Origin of the sequence: Brevundimonas sp., from assembly GCF_013912005.1 — a bacterium.
Taxonomy (GTDB): Bacteria; Pseudomonadota; Alphaproteobacteria; order Caulobacterales; family Caulobacteraceae; genus Brevundimonas.
The window spans coordinates 269,507-285,985 of record NZ_JACESB010000001.1 but is presented as its reverse complement, the minus strand read 5'-3'; the positions used below and the strand labels follow the sequence as shown (position 1 = coordinate 285,985).

General features: G+C 71.6%; 16 protein-coding genes and 1 tRNA gene. 8 read left to right on the top strand and 9 right to left on the bottom strand.

What is annotated here, in order from left to right; all coding sequences use genetic code 11:
- Window positions 1-21 precede the first annotated feature (21 nt).
- Complete coding sequence (locus H2038_RS01485; protein ID WP_292108680.1) at window positions 22-969, top strand: hypothetical protein; 948 nt, start codon at window positions 22-24, stop codon at window positions 967-969.
- Window positions 970-1,010: 41 nt separating this feature from the next.
- Window positions 1,011-1,922: a hypothetical protein gene (locus H2038_RS01480; protein ID WP_292108679.1), complete on the top strand. Its 912-nt coding sequence runs from the start codon at window positions 1,011-1,013 to the stop codon at window positions 1,920-1,922.
- A gap of 22 nt (window positions 1,923-1,944) precedes the next feature.
- Here the strand turns inward: H2038_RS01480 and uvrA are convergent, their stop codons facing one another.
- Window positions 1,945-4,851 carry an excinuclease ABC subunit UvrA gene (gene uvrA, locus H2038_RS01475; RefSeq protein WP_292108678.1) on the bottom strand — a complete coding sequence of 969 codons (2,907 nt, stop codon included), beginning with the start codon at window positions 4,849-4,851 and terminating at the stop codon, window positions 1,945-1,947.
- Window positions 4,852-4,997: 146 nt separating this feature from the next.
- On the bottom strand, window positions 4,998-5,486 hold the full coding sequence (locus H2038_RS01470; protein WP_292108677.1) for a group III truncated hemoglobin: 489 nt from the start codon (window positions 5,484-5,486) through the stop codon (window positions 4,998-5,000).
- A gap of 224 nt (window positions 5,487-5,710) precedes the next feature.
- On the opposite strand from H2038_RS01470, the gene H2038_RS01465 reads away from it, so the two are divergent.
- Window positions 5,711-7,345: an ABC-F family ATP-binding cassette domain-containing protein gene (locus H2038_RS01465; protein ID WP_292108676.1), complete on the top strand. Its 1,635-nt coding sequence runs from the start codon at window positions 5,711-5,713 to the stop codon at window positions 7,343-7,345.
- On the opposite strand, the gene H2038_RS01460 is transcribed toward H2038_RS01465, so the two are convergent.
- The 4 genes from H2038_RS01460 to H2038_RS01445 are packed head-to-tail and all read right to left on the bottom strand — an operon-like array spanning window position 7,324 to window position 10,786.
- The gene (locus tag H2038_RS01460; RefSeq protein ID WP_292108675.1) at window positions 7,324-8,901 is read right to left on the bottom strand and encodes an EAL domain-containing protein; all 1,578 of its coding nucleotides are present in this window, start codon (window positions 8,899-8,901) and stop codon (window positions 7,324-7,326) included. The genes H2038_RS01465 and H2038_RS01460 overlap by 22 nt on opposite strands.
- Window positions 8,902-8,961: 60 nt before the next feature.
- Window positions 8,962-9,405, bottom strand: a complete 444-nt coding sequence (locus H2038_RS01455) for a flagellar basal-body protein FlbY (protein ID WP_292108674.1) — start codon at window positions 9,403-9,405, stop codon at window positions 8,962-8,964.
- Window positions 9,402-9,680 carry a rod-binding protein gene (locus H2038_RS01450; RefSeq protein WP_292108673.1) on the bottom strand — a complete coding sequence of 93 codons (279 nt, stop codon included), beginning with the start codon at window positions 9,678-9,680 and terminating at the stop codon, window positions 9,402-9,404. The genes H2038_RS01455 and H2038_RS01450 overlap by 4 nt, the downstream gene beginning before the upstream one ends.
- A gap of 2 nt (window positions 9,681-9,682) precedes the next feature.
- Complete coding sequence (locus H2038_RS01445) at window positions 9,683-10,786, bottom strand: flagellar basal body P-ring protein FlgI (protein WP_292108672.1); 1,104 nt, start codon at window positions 10,784-10,786, stop codon at window positions 9,683-9,685.
- Window positions 10,787-10,969: 183 nt separating this feature from the next.
- Between H2038_RS01445 and H2038_RS01440 the strand changes: the two genes are divergently transcribed.
- The 3 genes from H2038_RS01440 to gltX all read left to right on the top strand — a co-directional run bounded on the left by H2038_RS01440 (window position 10,970) and on the right by gltX (window position 13,410).
- The gene (locus tag H2038_RS01440; RefSeq protein ID WP_292108671.1) at window positions 10,970-11,395 is read left to right on the top strand and encodes a flagellar assembly protein FliX; all 426 of its coding nucleotides are present in this window, start codon (window positions 10,970-10,972) and stop codon (window positions 11,393-11,395) included.
- A gap of 178 nt (window positions 11,396-11,573) precedes the next feature.
- Complete coding sequence (gene dksA / locus H2038_RS01435; RefSeq protein ID WP_292108670.1) at window positions 11,574-12,002, top strand: RNA polymerase-binding protein DksA; 429 nt, start codon at window positions 11,574-11,576, stop codon at window positions 12,000-12,002.
- A gap of 73 nt (window positions 12,003-12,075) precedes the next feature.
- A complete protein-coding gene (gltX, locus tag H2038_RS01430; RefSeq protein ID WP_292108669.1) occupies window positions 12,076-13,410 on the top strand; it encodes a glutamate--tRNA ligase in 1,335 nt (444 codons plus the stop codon).
- A gap of 79 nt (window positions 13,411-13,489) precedes the next feature.
- On the opposite strand, the gene H2038_RS01425 is transcribed toward gltX, so the two are convergent.
- Together H2038_RS01425 and H2038_RS01420 are read right to left on the bottom strand one after the other, a co-directional pair.
- A complete protein-coding gene (locus tag H2038_RS01425) occupies window positions 13,490-13,780 on the bottom strand; it encodes a hypothetical protein (RefSeq protein WP_292108668.1) in 291 nt (96 codons plus the stop codon).
- 108 nt (window positions 13,781-13,888) lie between these two features.
- The gene (locus H2038_RS01420) at window positions 13,889-14,485 is read right to left on the bottom strand and encodes a TIGR00730 family Rossman fold protein (RefSeq protein WP_292108667.1); all 597 of its coding nucleotides are present in this window, start codon (window positions 14,483-14,485) and stop codon (window positions 13,889-13,891) included.
- A 79-nt stretch (window positions 14,486-14,564) separates the two neighbouring features.
- Here H2038_RS01420 and H2038_RS01415 point away from each other — a divergent pair, with 79 nt between their 5' ends.
- Entirely contained in the window at window positions 14,565-15,329 is a 765-nt protein-coding gene (locus H2038_RS01415) for a hypothetical protein (protein WP_292108666.1), read from the top strand.
- A 186-nt stretch (window positions 15,330-15,515) separates the two neighbouring features.
- Here H2038_RS01415 and H2038_RS01410 read toward each other — a convergent pair.
- A tRNA-Asn gene (locus H2038_RS01410) sits at window positions 15,516-15,590 on the bottom strand.
- Between the two features lie 77 nt (window positions 15,591-15,667).
- Between H2038_RS01410 and H2038_RS01405 the strand changes: the two genes are divergently transcribed.
- Window positions 15,668-16,465: an RNA methyltransferase gene (locus tag H2038_RS01405; RefSeq protein WP_292108665.1), complete on the top strand. Its 798-nt coding sequence runs from the start codon at window positions 15,668-15,670 to the stop codon at window positions 16,463-16,465.
- Window positions 16,466-16,479: the final 14 nt, after the last annotated feature.

The window sequence follows — 16,479 nt, the reverse complement described above, 5'->3', positions numbered from 1 at the left end:
TGGGGACGAGGAGGGGCGAGGATGCGGTTTTCCATGGGCGCGGCGCTCGGCGAGGCCTTCGGGCTGATGCGCCGGCGGCCGGCGGCGGTGTTGGTCTGGGGGCTGATCGTGGCCGGGCCCGGCTTTGCCGCGCTCGCGCTGATCCTGCCCGCCATGGGCGACCTGATCGCGCACATGCCGGTGGATCCGTCGGCGGACGACCCGGCTTTTGACCGGCTGATGATGACGCACATGGTCCAGTTCCAGCTGGCTTCCATGCTGGGCAATGTGGGGCAGCTGCTCGGCATGGCCCTGGCCTACGCCGCCGTCATGCGCGCCATCCTGCGACCGTCGGAGCGCAGCTTCTTCTCGCTGCGCATCGGCATGGACGAGCTGCGGGTGGCGGTCGTCGGCCTTGCCATAGGCGTGGGCCTGTACGTCGTGACGATTGCGGTGCTGCTGCTCGGCGCTGCGCTGGTGGCCAGCCTGTGGGGCGTCGGCAAGGGCGTGGCGATCGGCGCCGGCCTGGTGCTGGGCGTCGCCGCCTTCGTCGCCCTTCTGTGGGCGCTCGCGCGGCTCAGCCTGATCGCGCCGGCCAGCGTGCTGGACCGGGACTTCGCCTTCGAGCGCGGCTGGCGGCTGGCCCGCGGCCAGGGCTGGCCGCTGCTGGGACTGATGCTGGTGATCATCCTGATCGTGCTGGCGTTGGAGGTGGTGCTGATCCTCATCGCCGCGGCCGGGCTCGTCGCGGCGATCGGGGCGCACGCCGGCGACTGGCCCCCTGCCGGAGACAATCCGTTCCCGCACATCCACGCGTGGCTGGCGGTCAACTGGCCGTGGCTGACGCTCGTGGGCCTCGTCGCGACCTGGCTCTACGGGGCCTTCCTGACGCTGTCTGTGGCGCCGTTCGCCTCGGCCTGCCGGCAGCTGACGGCCGCGCAGGCGGCCTCGGCGGCTCCCGCAGAGGCCGAATCGGGTTCACCCGCCTGACCGGACCGGGTTAGGATGGGACGCCAGCTCAGGAGGGGATGATGGCCTTTTCGGCGACCGACGCTGCCTTCGAGGGATTTCGCCTCGTGCGCCGCAACCCCATCGCCCTGGTGGCGTGGGCGTTGCTCTACGCCGTGCTGAGCCTGACCGCCCTGTTCGCCATGTCCACCGCCATCGATCCCCTGATCGCCTGGAGCGAGATGGCCGAGGCGATGGAGGCGGGCTCCCCGACCCCCGAAGAGGTGGGCCAGCTCTTCCAGACCTTCGGCGCCGTCCTGCTGCGGGTGGTGTGGCTGGCGCCGCTGGGATTGCTGGTCAGCGCCATGCTCTATGCGGCGGTGGCCCGCGGCGTGCTTGAGCCGGGCGCCCGATCGTTCGGCTACCTGCGACTCGGGATGGACGAATGGCGGGTGCTGGTGGTCAGTCTGGTGCTGTCGATCCTGATGGGCCTGCTCTGCTTCGTCGTCATGGTTCTCATCGGGCTGATCGCCGGCGTCAGCGCTGCGTCGGGCGCGAACTGGGGATGGCTGGTCGGGCTGCTCGCGGGTCTGGCCGGCCTCGCCCTGATCGTCTGGCTGGCGGTGCGCCTCAGTCTGGCGGTCCCGATCACCGTGGCCGAGAAACGCATGGCCTTCTTCGACTCCTTCGCGATGACGCGGGGGCGCTTCTGGCCCCTGTTCGGCATGGCGATCATCGCCCTGGTGATGACCCTGATCATCGGCCTGCTGGCGTCGATCGTGACCATGCCCCTGGCCATGATGTCGGGACTGGAGAGCTGGAACTTCGGCGCGCACAGCGATCCGGAGATCATTCGCGCCGCCCTTGACGTCAGCAATCCGTGGGTGATCGCCAGCGCCGTGGTGGACGCCATCGTTTCGGCCCTCACGGTCGGCGTGCTCTACGCGCCGTTCGCGGCGGCCTACCTCGGGCTGAAGTCGACGCCGACGGCCTGATCCGCCGGCGTCCGCCCGCGCCTCAGGCCCGCTTCTTCAGCGCCGCCACCCGCGCCTTGCGGCGCTGTTCGTGGCGGTCCAGCACCTCCCTGAGGTATTTGCCGGTCCAGCTGGCGGGGTTCTGCGCCACCTGTTCAGGCGTGCCCACGGCTACGATCTCGCCGCCCCCGTCGCCGCCTTCGGGGCCGAAGTCGAGCAGCCAGTCGGCGACCTTGATGACGTCGAGGTTGTGCTCGATGACGACGATGGTGTTGCCGCTGTCGATCAGCTCCTGCAGCACCTCCAGCAGCTTGCGGGTGTCCTCGAAGTGCAGGCCCGTGGTCGGCTCGTCGAGGATGTAGAGGGTGCGGCCGGTGGCGCGGCGCGACAGCTCCTTGGACAGCTTGACCCGCTGCGCCTCGCCGCCGGACAGGGTGGTGGCGGGCTGGCCGACCTTGACGTAGCCGAGGCCGACCCGCTCCAGCGTCAGCATCTTGTCGCGGATCGAGGGCACGGCCTTGAAGAAGTTCGCCGCCTCCTCGACCGTCATGTCCAGCACGTCGGAGATGCTCTTGCCCTTGAAGACGATCTCCAGCGTCTCGCGATTGTAGCGTTTGCCCTTGCAGATGTCGCAAGTGACGTAGACGTCGGGCAGGAAGTGCATCTCGATCTTGATGACGCCGTCGCCCTGGCAGGCCTCGCAGCGGCCGCCCTTGACGTTGAACGAGAAGCGGCCGGGGCCGTAGCCGCGGGCCTTGGACTCCGGCAGGCCGGCGTACCAGTCGCGGATCGGGCCGAAGGCGCCGGTGTAGGTGGCCGGGTTCGACCGCGGGGTGCGGCCGATCGGGCTCTGGTCGATGTCGATGACCTTGTCGAACAGCTCCAGCCCCTCGATGCGGTCGAAGGGCGCCGGGGCGTCCGAGGCGTTGTGCAGGCGGCGCGCCGCCGCCTTGTAGAGGGTCTCGATGGTGAAGGTGGACTTGCCCCCGCCCGAGACGCCGGTGACGCAGGTGAACAGGCCGCCGGGGATCTCGCCGGTGACGTTCTTCAGGTTGTTGCCGCGCGCGCCGGTGATCTTCAGCATCTTCTTGCGGTCGACCGGCCGGCGGCCTTCCGCCGGCAGCTCGATCTCGCGCTCGCCGGTCAGGTACTTGCCGGTCAGGGAGTTCGGGTTGGCCATCACCTCTTCGGGCGTGCCTTCGGCGCAGACCTCGCCCCCGTGGACCCCGGCGGCCGGGCCCATGTCGATGACGTGGTCGGCGGTGAGGATGGCCTCCTCGTCGTGCTCGACCACCAGCACCGAATTGCCGAGGTCGCGCAGGCCCTTGAGGCTGTCGAGCAGGCGGGTGTTGTCGCGCTGGTGCAGGCCGATGGACGGCTCGTCCAGCACGTAGAGCACGCCGGTCAGGCCGGAGCCGATCTGACTGGCCAGACGGATGCGCTGGCTCTCGCCGCCGGACAGGGTGCCGGAGCTGCGCGACAGGTTGAGGTAGTCGAGGCCGACGTTGTTGAGGAAGCGCAGGCGGTCGTTGATCTCCTTCAGGATCCGCCGCGCGATCTCCATCTGCTTGTCGGTGAGCTGGCCCTCCAGCCCGGTGAACCAGTCATGGGCCGCCTTGATCGACAGCGCGGAGATTTCGGCGATGTCCTTCGCCGCCACCTTGACCGCCAGGGCCTCGGGCTTCAGGCGCTTGCCGCCGCAGGCCTCGCACGGGGTCTCGGACTGGTAGCGGCCCAGCTCCTCGCGCACCCAGGCCGAGTCGGTCTCGCGCCAGCGCCGCTCGAGGTTGGGCAGGACCCCTTCGAAGGCCTTGGAGGTCTCGTACTTCCGGGCGTTGTCGTCGTAGGTGAACTTGATCTTCTCGCCGCCCGAGCCGTGCAGGATGATCTGCCGGGCCTTGGGCGGCAGCTCATGCCACGGCTTGTCCATCGAGAAGCCGTAGTGGCGGCTGAGCGACTGCAGGGTCTGGGTGTACAGCGGCGACGGGCCGCGGGACCAGGGAGCCACCGCGCCCTTGTGCAGGGTCTTGTCGCGATCCGGCACCACCAGGTCGGCGTCGAAGGCCAGCTTGACGCCGAGGCCGTCGCAGACGGGGCAGGCGCCGAACGGGTTGTTGAACGAGAACAGCCGCGGCTCGATCTCGCTGATGGTGAAGCCGGACACCGGGCAGGCGAACTTCTCGGAGAAGACGATGCGGCGCGGCTCGCTCTCGCCCTCGGCCAGGGTCGCCCATTCGGCCGTGGCGATGCCGTCGGCGAGGCCCAGCGCCGTCTGCAGGCTGTCGGCGTAGCGCCCCTCCAGCCCCGCCTTGGTGACGATCCGGTCCACGACGATGTCGATGTCGTGCTTGAACTTCTTGTCGAGCGTCGGCGCGTCCTCGATGGCGTAGAACTCGCCGTCGATCTTCAGGCGCTGGAAGCCCTGCCGCTGCCACTCGGCGATCTCCTTGCGGTACTCGCCCTTGCGGCCGCGCACGACCGGGGCGAGGAGCAGCAGGCGCTCGCCGTCGGGGAGGGCGGTCAGCCTGTCGACCATCTGGCTGATGGTCTGGCTCTCGATCGGCAGGCCGGTGGCCGGCGAGTAGGGCACGCCCACGCGGGCCCACAGCAGGCGCATGTAGTCGTGGATCTCGGTGACGGTGCCGACGGTGGAGCGCGGGTTCTTCGAGGTCGTCTTCTGCTCGATGGAGATGGCCGGCGACAGGCCCTCGATCAGGTCGACGTCCGGCTTGCCCATCAGCTCGAGGAACTGGCGCGCGTAGGCGCTCAGGGACTCGACGTAGCGGCGCTGGCCCTCGGCGTAGATGGTGTCGAAGGCGAGCGAGGATTTGCCCGAGCCGGACAGGCCGGTCATGACCACCAGCTTCTCGCGCGGGATGTCGACGTCGACGCCCTTGAGATTGTGCTCGCGCGCGCCGCGCACGCGGATGAAGTTGTGCTTTTCGGTCATGGAATCCGGGAACGCGGGGGAGCCGGAGCAGGCTCCGGCGCGACGCTGCTATATGGGGAGCAATTCGTCGGATTCAGCAAGAACAATGCGGGAACATTGTGGCTGGCGGCGTACGGCTGCTGACAGGAGATGGCAGCAGGACCGGGTCACCGGGGCGGCGACCACGGCTCCGGCGTGCGGACGTAGCGCTCGCCCCGGCGCAGCAGCACGCCTTGGGCGCCGGCGATCCCGAGTTCGAGGCTCTGGGCGATGCGGCGGGCGCGTTCGATGAAGTGGTCGGCGGCGGCGGGCGGGCAGACCTCGCGCGCCGTCCCTTCGAACAGCTCGAGCCAGCGGTCGAAGTGAACGGCGTCGACCGGCAGCGGCAGGTGCTTCGGCATCGGCCGGCCGTGGTAGACTCCGCTCATCAGCGCCACCGAGGACCAGAACAGCCGCATCTGCTGCAGGTGCGGCTCCCAGTCGGTGATGCGGGCGTCGAACACGGGGCCGAGCAGCGGGTCGGCGCGCACCCGGGCGTAGAAGGCGTCGACGAGGCTGGCGATCATCGGCTCGTCGATGCCGGTTTCGGCGCGGATTTCCTCGGTCAGCGCCTCGCGCCGGCTGACCATGGCTTCGGAGGCGGCGGGCGGTTGCATGCCGCCGATCTAGGCCACAGCCGCCGGGCGAGCCAGTCGCGGCGGGCCGGTGCGACCCTCTGGCACGGTCTCGTGATCGTCCGCGAGCGGCGAAAAAGCTTGCGCCGGGACGGAGCGGCCCGCATCTTCATCCCGTACGAGTGAACGGCCCGAAGGCCCGAGGACCATGATCAGCACGCTGGAAATCGCTGTCGCCCTTTCCGCTCCGCTGCTCGTGCTCGCCTGTGTCGCTCTCCAGCCCAAACCCAAGCCCGTCCCCATCCGCGCTCGCGACGCTCGACCGCGTCGCCGCCCGCACGCCTGACGGCCGGACCCTCTTCGAAAACCTGAGCCTCGCCTTCGGGCGCGAGCGCACCGGCGTCGTCGGCCGCAACGGGACCGGCAAGACCACCCTGCTGCGCCTGATCGCCGGACTGGCCGACCCTGCCGAGGGGGCGGTCACGCGCGTCGGAAGCGTGGGCTGGCTCGAACAGCGGCGCGAGCCCGGGCCGGGCGAGACCGTGGCCCGGGCGCTGGGCGTCGCCGGGCCCCTGGCCGTGCTGGCCCGGGTGCTGGCGGGGCAGGGGCGCGAGGAGGACCTCGCCGCGGCGGACTGGACGCTGGAAGGACGCATCGCGGCGGCGCTGGCCGAAGTGGGGTTGCCGGACCTCGACGCCTCCCGTCCCGTCGCCTCGCTGAGCGGCGGCGAACAGACCCGGCTGCGGCTGGCGGGCCTGTTGCTGGACCCGCCGGATCTGCTGCTGCTCGACGAGCCGACCAACCACATGGACGCCGACGGCCGGGCTCGGGTGGCGGACGTGCTCGCACGCTGGCCCGGCGGGGTGGTGGTCGCCAGCCACGACCGCGGCCTGCTGCGCCGGATGGACCGGATCGTCGAGTTGTCGGGACTCGGGGCGGCGACCCACGGCGGAGGTTACGATCTCTACGCCGAGCGCAAGGCGGCCGAGCGGGCGGCGGCGGACCGGGGGCTGGAGACGGCGGAGCGGGCGGTCGAGCGGGCGGGACGTGAGGCGCAGCGGGCCGTCGAGCGCAAGGCGCGGCGGGATCGCGCCGGCCGGGCGTTCGCGCTCAGGGCCTCCGAACCGAAGATCCTGCTCGGCGCGATGAAGGAGCGGGCGGAGAACTCCGGCGGCCGCGAGGACCGGCTGGCCGAACGCCGCGCCCGGTCCGCGGCGGCGGAGCTGGCGGAGGCGCGGCAGCGGGTGGAGCGGGTGCGGGCGCTCGACATTCCGCTGCCGTCGGCCGGCCTGGCCGCCGGGCGCACGGTGCTGGCGCTAGACGGGGCGGCCTGGGACGCGCCCGACGGACGCCGGGCGGCGGGGCCGCTTTCGCTGCGTCTGGCGGGGCCGGAGCGACTGGCGATCACCGGGCCCAACGGGGCTGGCAAAACGACCCTGCTCCGGCTGATGGCCGGTCTTCTTGAGCCGACGGAGGGACGGATCGAGCGGCCCGTCGCCGCGGCGTTCCTCGACCAGGACGCCGCCCTGCTCCGGTCGGACGAAACCCTGCTGGACGGCTATCTGCGGCTCAATCCGGAGGCTTCGCCGCATCGGGCCCGGGCGGCGCTGGCCCGGTTCCTGTTCCGCAACACGGCGGCGGAGAAGCGGGTCGGGAGCCTCTCCGGCGGCGAGCGCCTGCGGGCGGCCCTGGCTTGCGTGATGACCGGCGCGCGGCCGCCTCAGCTGCTGATCCTCGACGAGCCGACCAACCACCTCGACCTCGACTCCGTGGCGGCGGTCGAGACGGCGCTGCGGGCGTGGGACGGGGCGCTGGTCGTGGTCAGCCACGACGCGGACTTCCTCGACCAGATCGGTGTGGGGCGCCGGCTGGCGCTGGGTCAGCCGCGGGCGGCGAGCTGATCGCCGCGCCCGGTCAGCCGGGCCGCAGGCGCCGGCGCGGGGCGCGGCTCCGCCTCGGGGCGGCCGAACAGCCAGCCCTGGCCATGGGTGACGCCGAGCTCCCGCACCACCCGCGCCTGGTCCTCGGTCTCGACCATCTCGGCGATGCTCTCCAGCCCCAGGTCCCCGCAGAGCCCGGCCAGACGGCTGACGAGGATGCGCGCCCTGTCGCTGCCCACGACGTCCCGCACGAACGAGCCGTCGATCTTGACCGCGTCGAGGGTGAGCCGGCCGAGGTAGTCGAAGGTGGCGGCCCCAACCCCGAAGTCATCGAGACAGATCCGCACCCCCGCATCGCGCAGCGCCTTCAGCCGCCGGTTCGCCGTCTCCAGATCCTTCAGGGCGGCGGTTTCGGTGACCTCGACCAGCAGTCGCTTGCGGCTCTCGGGCGCCGCCGCGGTCATGCGCAGCAGCCCGGTCACATAGGCGTCCGTCGCCAGCGAACGGCCGGAGACGTTGACGGCGATCTTGATCAGCCCGCTGCCGGGCCGGCGCATCTGCTGCAGGGCCTTCTCGGCGACGGCGAGGTCGAAGCCCTCGATGAGATGCAGTTCCTCGGCCATCTGGATGATGGCGGAGGGGCCCGCGGGGCCGAACCGCGACAGGGCCTCATAGTGATGGGTGACGCCGGTGGACAGGTCGACGACCGGCTGGAAAAGGACCGTGAAGTCGCGCTCGCGCACGATGACGCGAAACCGTTCGGCCTCGCGCACCGTCTCGCGGAGCCGGGCGCCGAAGCCGGCGGCGGCCGTGGTGGGGCCGGAGCGAAGGCACTCCTCGAGGGTGAAGCGCAGGGCGCGCAGCGCCGCCTCCGCATTGGCGCCGCCGAGGGCGGCAGGGCCGGCCACCTCCGGCGCCAGCTCGACGCCTTCAGCCGCGCCGGCGTCCACGATGTCTCCGGCGAGATCGGGGGGGGCATCCGGCGCCTGCACCACCGCGAAACGTTCGGCCGTCAACCGGGCGGCGCTGGCTCCGTCGATGGAGGCCGCCTGCAGCGCGGCCTTTACCCGGTCCGCCGCCCGGCGATGCGCTTCATCGTCGCCTTCCAGACCCGCGACCTCGACGAAGGCCACGCCCGGGGCGGCCTCGGCGGTGAGGAGGGCCCGTGTCCGGTCGAGCAGGGCGGGCGCGTCGAGGAGGGGCGGAGCCGTCGGAATGGCCAGGGGGAAGGCGGCGCCTTCCCAGGAGATGGCGCAGGACACGGCCGGGGCCAGTTCAGGCAGCTGGAACAGGCGCAGGCGGCCGCGACGCACCAGGCCGCCGCCGCCCTCGACGAGGATGTCGTGCGGACCGGAGCGGACGCCCGGGGTCACGTCGGCGAGCGCGCGCGCGGCCTCGCGACGGCTCGCCTTGCACAGGAAGGCGGAGAGGGGGCGGCCCTCCCACAGGGCGCCCGGGTCGACTCCCGGCGTCGGGCCGGCTCCCATCGCGACCACCACGGTTCCCCGGGGATCGACTTCGAACACCAGATCGGCGGAGGCGAAGGCCAGCGCGAGCAGACGGGACGGACTCTTCATCGGCCCATCCTGCGACAGGATGCTGAACGGCTTTCCTACCGGACAGGCTTAACGCCGGGTTCAGGTGGTGCGGTTGTATGCCACAGCCCGGCCGTCGCCCGGGGTCGCGCGACCGCTGGCCCCGTAGGCCGATGGCGCGCCTCTCTGGCCGGCGACCTCGGCGGCTATGGTCCGCACCAGGCCCTCGGAGATCGTGCGCGCCGCCTCGACCGCCCGGGCGTGGCGGGTGAGCACCGCCTCGAACGCCTCGGTGGCGCGGATCAGGGCCGTGCGCTCGGCGGCCGGGGCGGCCGCGATCGCCGCGGGGTTGGCCTTCAGCTGGGCCGACTCCCGGCGGTAGGCGTTGGCCAGCTCCGCGGTGCCGGCGACGATCGCCGCGGCGTCCTGCGGGCGCCGGGCCTCGAAGGCCTCGGCCTCCTCGACGAGGGAGGCGGTCAGGCGGCGGGTGAGGTCCACCAGCTGACGCAGCCGGGCGGTGGCGTTGAGGGTGGCGGAATCGGTCACTGGCCTTGCTCCTGCATCTTCAGCATCTGGGCGACGACCTGGTCGGCGAGGCCGACGCCGCCGGCTTTCACCGTCTGTTTCGCCATGGCTTCGATCATGAAGCTGCGCCAGGTCTCCTCGCCCTGGCCGCCGCCGAACATGCCGTCGGTGCGCAGGCCCTCGAACATCGGCTTCAGCATCTGGGCGAGGAAGGAGGCCTCGAAGGACTCCGCGGTCTCCCGCATGCGCGCGGTCGGCGCGACGGTCGGGGTCGGGGAGGAGAGGGCGTCGATCATGCTCACATCACCTCGATGTCGGCCTGCAGGGCGCCGGCGGCCTTGATGGCCTGCAGGATGGAGATCATGTCGCGCGGGCTGACGCCGAGGGCGTTGAGGCCGTTGACCAGGGAGGACAACGAGGCGCCGCCGCCGACCATGCGCATCTGCACCCCGCGCTCTTCCTCGACCTGCACCTGGGAGTCCGGAACGACGGCGGTCTGGCCGCGGCTGAACGGCTCGGGCTGGCTGACGTAGGGGCTCTCCTGCACCGAGACGGTGAGGTTGCCCTGGGCGATGGCGACGGTGGAGACGCGGACCGCGTCGCCCATGACGATGACCCCGTTGACCTCGTCGATGATGACCCGCGCCGGGGCGTCGACGGTGACCGGCAGGTTCTCGACCTGGCTGATGAAGCCGGCCATGCCCATCTGGCCGGGCGCGCGCAGGGCGATGACGGTGCCGTTCTCGGCCAGGGCCGTGCCCGGATAGACCTGGTTGATCGCGCCGGCGACCCGCTGGGCCGTGGTGAAGTCCGGATTGCGCAAGGTCAGGCGCACCTCGTTCATATTGGCCAGTTCAAAGCCGGTCTCGCGCTCGACCGTCGCCCCCGAGGCGATGCGGCCGGCGGTGGGCACGCCGCGGGTCACCGAGGAGCCCGAGGCGCCGGACGCCGAGACGGCGCCCGTCTGGATCGAGCCCTGCGCCACCGCATAGACCTGGCCGTCGGCGCCCTGCAGGCTGGTGACCAGCAGGGTGCCGCCCAGCAGGCTCTTCGCGTCGCACATGGAGGAGACGGAGACGTCGATGCGCGAACCGGGGGTGGCGAACGGGGGCAGCTCGGCGGTGACCATGATGGCCGCCATGTTCTTGGAGTTGGCGTTGGCCCCGCGGATGTTCACCCCGAGCCGCTCCGTCATCCCCTCCAGGGACTGGCGGGTGAAGGGGCAGTTGCGCAGCGAGTCGCCGGTGCCGTTCAGCCCCACCACCAGGCCGTAACCGACCAGCTGGTTGGAGCGGACCCCCTCGACGGCGGCGATGTCCTTGATCCGCGACTGGGCGGCGGCCGGGCCGGCGAGACCGGCCACGGCGGTGGCGGCGAGGAGGGAGGCGAGCAGATTCTGCATCGGTCGGACGTCCGGGAACTGTTGACGGGACCTGGGATGCCAGCGCCGTGCCAGCCGAAAAATCCAAGGAATACAGTCCATCCGGCCCCGGCAGACGGCGTCTTCCGGGCAAGAATTGCCGGGCCGTTAACCAAACGGTGACCGGGGGACGCGATGGTCGGCCATGTCCAGGAGTCGTCCCGCATGAAGGTCACCGGTCCCTCCGGCCCCTCCGCGAGCCCCCCGTCCCGCGCCGGCAAGGCGGCGGGCGGCTTCTCCCTGGGCGGCGCGGCGCCGGCGGCTCCGGCCGGCGCGGCCGCCGCGGCGGCCCCGGTGGCCGGGGTGGCCGGCGTGTCGGCGCTGATGGCCCTGCAGGGCGTGGAGGACGCCACCGAGCGTCGCCGCCGGGCGGTCCGCCGTGGCGGCGGCCTGCTGGATCGCCTCGACGAGCTCAAGCTGGCGCTGCTCTCGGGCGAGACGGGCGACGGCGCGCTCGAGCGGCTGTCGCGGACGCTGCGCGAGGAACGGCCGGTGGACGCCGATCCGGCGCTGAACGGCCTGCTCGAGCAGATCGATCTCCGCGCTGCGGTTGAGCTCGCCAAGGCCGATCTTCGCCGCAACGCAGCATAAACCGGCGAAATCGTTCACAAAACCCCGCTGACGCGGCCCGGAGTGATGAAGAAATGTCACGCTCCGCCCGTCCGTTGACGAGGGCCGGTCACGCTCGCGCGAGCGTTGTTGCCGCGACTCCCTGTCCTGCCTATACCCCACGTGCGCCAGAGGGGGCGTGCTTGAAAGCGTGAGTGCGATGAACGCATTAGCGTCTGCGGTCGAAGCGAAAGCGTATCGTCCGAGCGAGGACGAGCCTTTCATGAACGAGCGGCAGCTGGCCTACTTCAAGGCCAAGCTCCTTGAGTGGAAGGAGGACATCCTCCGCGAGTCCAAGGGGACGGTGATCAATCTGAAGGCGGAGACGGAGAACCATCCGGATCTCGTCGATCGGGCGTCCTCGGAGTCCGACCGGGCCCTGGAGCTCCGCACCCGGGACCGGCAGCGCAAGCTGATCGCCAAGATCGACGAGGCCCTGCGCCGGATCGAGGACGGCTCCTACGGCTACTGCGAGGAGACCGGCGAGCCGATCAGCCTCGGGCGGCTCGAGGCCCGTCCGACCGCCACCCTGTCGGTCGAGGCCCAGGAGCGCCACGAGCGCCGCGAGCGGGTGCACCGGGACGACTGATTAAGCCGCGGACGCCTTGACTTGACCGGCTCCGGGCGCGACCTGTCGCGCCCTCGCGTCTGAAGGTCCCCCCATGCCCGTCAAGGTTCGTTTCGCCCCGTCGCCGACAGGGAAGCTGCACGTCGGCAACGTGCGCACCGCGCTGGTGAACTGGCTGTTCGCCAAGGGGCAGGGCGGCCACTTCGTGCTGCGCATTGACGACACCGATCTGGCCCGTTCGACCGCCGAGTTCGAACAGGGCATCGAGCTGGACCTGCGCTGGCTGGGCCTCGACTGGGACGAGCGCCACAACCAGTCGAAGCGGTTCGACCGCTATGAGGCCGCGGCCGAACGGCTCAAGGCCATGGGCCGGCTGTACGCCTGCTACGAGACCGCCGAGGAGCTGGACCGTCGGCGCAAGGTGCAGCTGTCGCGCGGCCTGCCGCCGGTCTACGACCGCGCCGCCCTCAACCTGACCGAGGCCGAAAAGGCCGCCTACGAGGCCGAGGGGCGCCGGCCGCACTGGCGCTTCAGGCTCGACGGCAAGCGGGTCGCCTGGGAGGACCTCGCGCGCGGCCACGCCGAGGTGGACACGGGCTCCATGTCCGATCCGGTGCTGATCCGCGAGGACGGGCTGTTCCTGTACACCCTGCCGTCGGTCGTCGACGACATCGAGATGGACATCACCCATGTGATCCGAGGCGAGGACCACGTCACCAACACCGGCGCCCAGATCGAGATCTTCGAAGCGCTGGGCGGGCCGGTCCCGCAGTTCGCGCACATGCCGCTGCTGGTCGGCGCCGACGGCCAGGCCCTGTCCAAGCGGCTGGGCTCGCTGTCGATCTCCGAGATGCGCGAGCAGGGCTATGAGCCGATCGCCATCACCAGCCACCTCGGCCGCATCGGCACCTCGGACCCGCTGGAGGTGGCTGAGTCGGTGCAGGCGCTGGGCGAGAGCTTCGCCTTCTCGAAGATGGGGCGGTCTCCGGCCCGCTACGACACCGCCGACCTCGACCGGCTGAACGCCCAGGCGCTGCACGCCATGGATTATCGTACGGCCGGGCCGCGGCTGGCGGCGCTCGACGCAGACCTCGGGGAGGCCTTCTGGAACGCCGTGCGGCCGAACCTGCAAAAGTTCGCGGATGTCGTTGAAATGGCCCGGATCGTGCGCGGTCCGATCGCGCCGGTGATCGAGGATCCGGCCTTTGCGGCCGCCGCGCTGTCCGCCCTGCCGGAGACGGTGGACGAGAGCCTCTGGCCGACCTGGACGGCGGCCGTGAAGGAGGCCACCGGCGCCAAGGGCAAGACCCTGTTCATGCCGCTGCGCCTGATCCTGACCGGCCAGTCGCATGGTCCCGACATGGCGGCCATCGCGCCGATGATCGGGCGCGAACGGATCGTGAAGAGGCTGCAGGGCGAGACCGCCTGACCCGTCCCGGGGACGCAACGAAAAAGGGCCGCCCCTCGTGTGAAGGGCGGCCCTCTGTCGTTTCAGCCTCGGCGCCGGATCAGGCGTTGCAGGCGGCGAGCTCCTCGGCGCCCAGGGCCACGCCCTTGTAGGTGAAGGCCGAAACCTGGCCGAAGCGGGCGACGACGCGGCGGCAGGCCCGCACGGGGGTCTGGCTGGAGCCGCCCGTGGCGGTGCAGCTCGCGCCCTCGCAGCGCCAGGCGGCGCCGTCGATGATGGTGCGGCCGGCCGGCGCCTTCGAGGCGTCGACGAGCACGGCGCTGGAGGCGTTCGACTGGGCGAGGGCGGGGGCGGCGGCGAACAGGGCCGCGGCGACGATGAGGGCGCGCATGGGGAGGTCTCCGGGCCTCGGGCGCAGGGCCCTCGGCGGTTGGGTGGGTCTCGAAACACGGTCCGCCCGCCGGCCCGATGGACGGCGATGCGACTGAACGACGATTACTTATCGCTGATCATGTTTCAAGTGAGGCATGTCGTCCGCCGCCTGCATGGCCGCCACGGCCGCCTCGACCGTGTCCACCACGCACCAGGCCTCGCGGAAGGAGGCGGGCGTCATCTGCTCGGCGATGCTGTGTTCCAGCACGGCCAGAAGACTGTCCCAGAAGCCGTTGATGTTCAGGAAGATGACGGGTTTGGCGTGCAGGTCGAGCCGCTTCCACGAGAGCACCTCGATGACCTCCTCGAGGGTGCCGACGCCGCCCGGCGCGACCACGAAGGCGTCGGACTGGTCGTACATGATGGTCTTGCGCTCGTGCATAGAGGTCACGACGATCGTCTCGACCTCGTCGAACAGCCGCTCGCGGCTGCGCAGGAAGCCCGGCATGACGCCGAGCACCCGCCCGCCGGCCGCATGGGCGGCCCGGGCCGAGGCCCCCATCAGGCCGACCCCGCCGCCGCCGTAGACCAGCCGCCAGCCTGCCGCCGCCGTCGCCGCGCCGAACGCCCGGGCCGCTTCCGTATAGGCCGGATCGGAGCGGTCGGACGAGCCGCAGAACAGGCAGACCGAACGGCCGTCGAAGGGTTGGATGCGAATGGACATGGGGCCTCGAGCGAACGGGAGACAGCGGCGGGTCGGCCGCGCTATCTGGAGGGCCACTCCTAGCGGGACGGACGGCGCGATGAAACGGGCGACGTGGGCGCAAGCAACGATCCTCGGGGGCCTGTGCGCCCTCGCCGCGGCCTGCTCCGGCCCGCCGGCCGACGACCCGCGCCCCGATGCGGCGGCGCAGCACGGCTGGACCCGCACGCCGGCCATCCACGCGGTCCGGCCCTCGGCCGACGCGCTGGTCTTCTCGGGCGCCGCCGAGCCCGGGGCGCGCGTGGTCCTGCGCAGCGCGGCCGGCGAGGCCTACGCCGCCGTGGCGGGCGACGACGGCCGGTTCGAGATTCCCGTGCCCCGACCGCGCGGCGCCCTGCTGCTGCGTCCGGAGACCCAGGTGGGACAGGAGGGGGCCGAATCGCCTGACCGGCTGGTGATTCTCGACGGCGGCCGCGGACCGGTCGCCGTGCTCCGGGCCGGCGGCGCGGCCGTGCGGCTCGACGGCGGCGCCCTCCTCGGCGCGATCGACAGCGACGGCCGGGCGACGCTGGCGTCGGGCCGCAGCGCCACGCCGGACCGTCCGGTTGAGGTGACGGCGAACGGCGCCGTCCTGCGCGTCCGGTCGCTCGCCGACGGCAGTTGGAGCGCCATGATCGACGCCGCGCCCGGGGACGTCGTCACCGTCGACGGCCGGGACTACCGCTGGCCCGCCGCGCCGGCCGCCGGCGAGGCCGCAGACGGCGATCTGATCGCCGCCCGGGCGGGCGAGGGGTGGGCGGTCCGCTGGTCGGGGCCCTCCGGCGCCCGGCAGACGACCTGGCTGCCCGACGTCGCGCCGGCGTGATTTACGGCACGTTAACCAATTCAGCCCAACGAGAGGCTGTCTTCCTTCTTCGGGGACACCCACCATCACCGAACTTGCAGCCCGGCGCGCGCGCCGGGCTTTTTTCTTGTTCACGCCGTCGATGCGGCCCGCCCGGGGCTGCGGCCCGGCGGCGCAACAGGTGATGTGATGGGAGGAAAGGCCGAGTGGCTCCGCGGGTAGGATTCGAACCTACGACCAGCCGATTAACAGTCGGCTGCTCTACCACTGAGCTACCGCGGAACAGGTTTCGCTCGGGAAGGCGGGCGCTATAGCAGCGCGACTCCGCGTCGCGCAACGGGAAATATCCGCCAGTGCCCATGATCCGCATAGAGAGCCCCGAAGACCCCCGGGTGGAGGCCTTCCGCGACATCCGCGAGCGCGACCTCACCGGCCGCGAGGGCCTGTTCGTGGCGGAGGGCGAGGTGGTGCTGCGCCAGCTGCTCTCCCCCGCCTCGCTCTGCCGCCCCCGCGCCCTGCTTCTGGCGGAGAAGCGCGTCTCCGCCCTGGCGGACGTGATCGCCGTCCTGCCGCCGGGGGTCCCGGTCTACGCCGCGCCCCAGGCTGTGCTGGACGGGATCGCCGGATTCCATCTGCACCGCGGCATTCTGGCGCTCGGGGAGAAGCCGCCGACGCAGCCGCTCGAGGTGCTGATCGACGCCCTCGCGGGCCGGGCGCTGGTGGTGCTGGCCTGCGGGATCGGCAACCATGACAACATCGGCGGGATCTTCCGCAATGCGGCGGCCTTCGGGGCGGACGCTGTCCTGCTGGACCGCGCCTGCTGCGATCCTTTCTACCGCAAGGCCATTCGTGTCTCGGTGGGGGCGGTGCTGCGCACGCCGATGGCCGTCGGCCTCGACCCGCTGCAGGCGGTCGAGCGGCTGCAGGCGGCCGGCTTCGAGACGGTGGCGATGACGCCCGGCGCGGCGCGGACGCTCGGGGAGATCGCTCCGGCCAACCGGGTCGCCGTGGTGCTGGGCGCCGAGGGGCCCGGCCTGCCGCCGGCGCTGATCGCCCGCTGCACCCCGGCGGCGATCCGCATGTCGGGCGGCTTCGATTCGCTCAATGTGGGAACGGCGGGGGCGATCGCCCTGCATCATTTCGCCCGGCGCGCGTAACCGATCACCAGTTC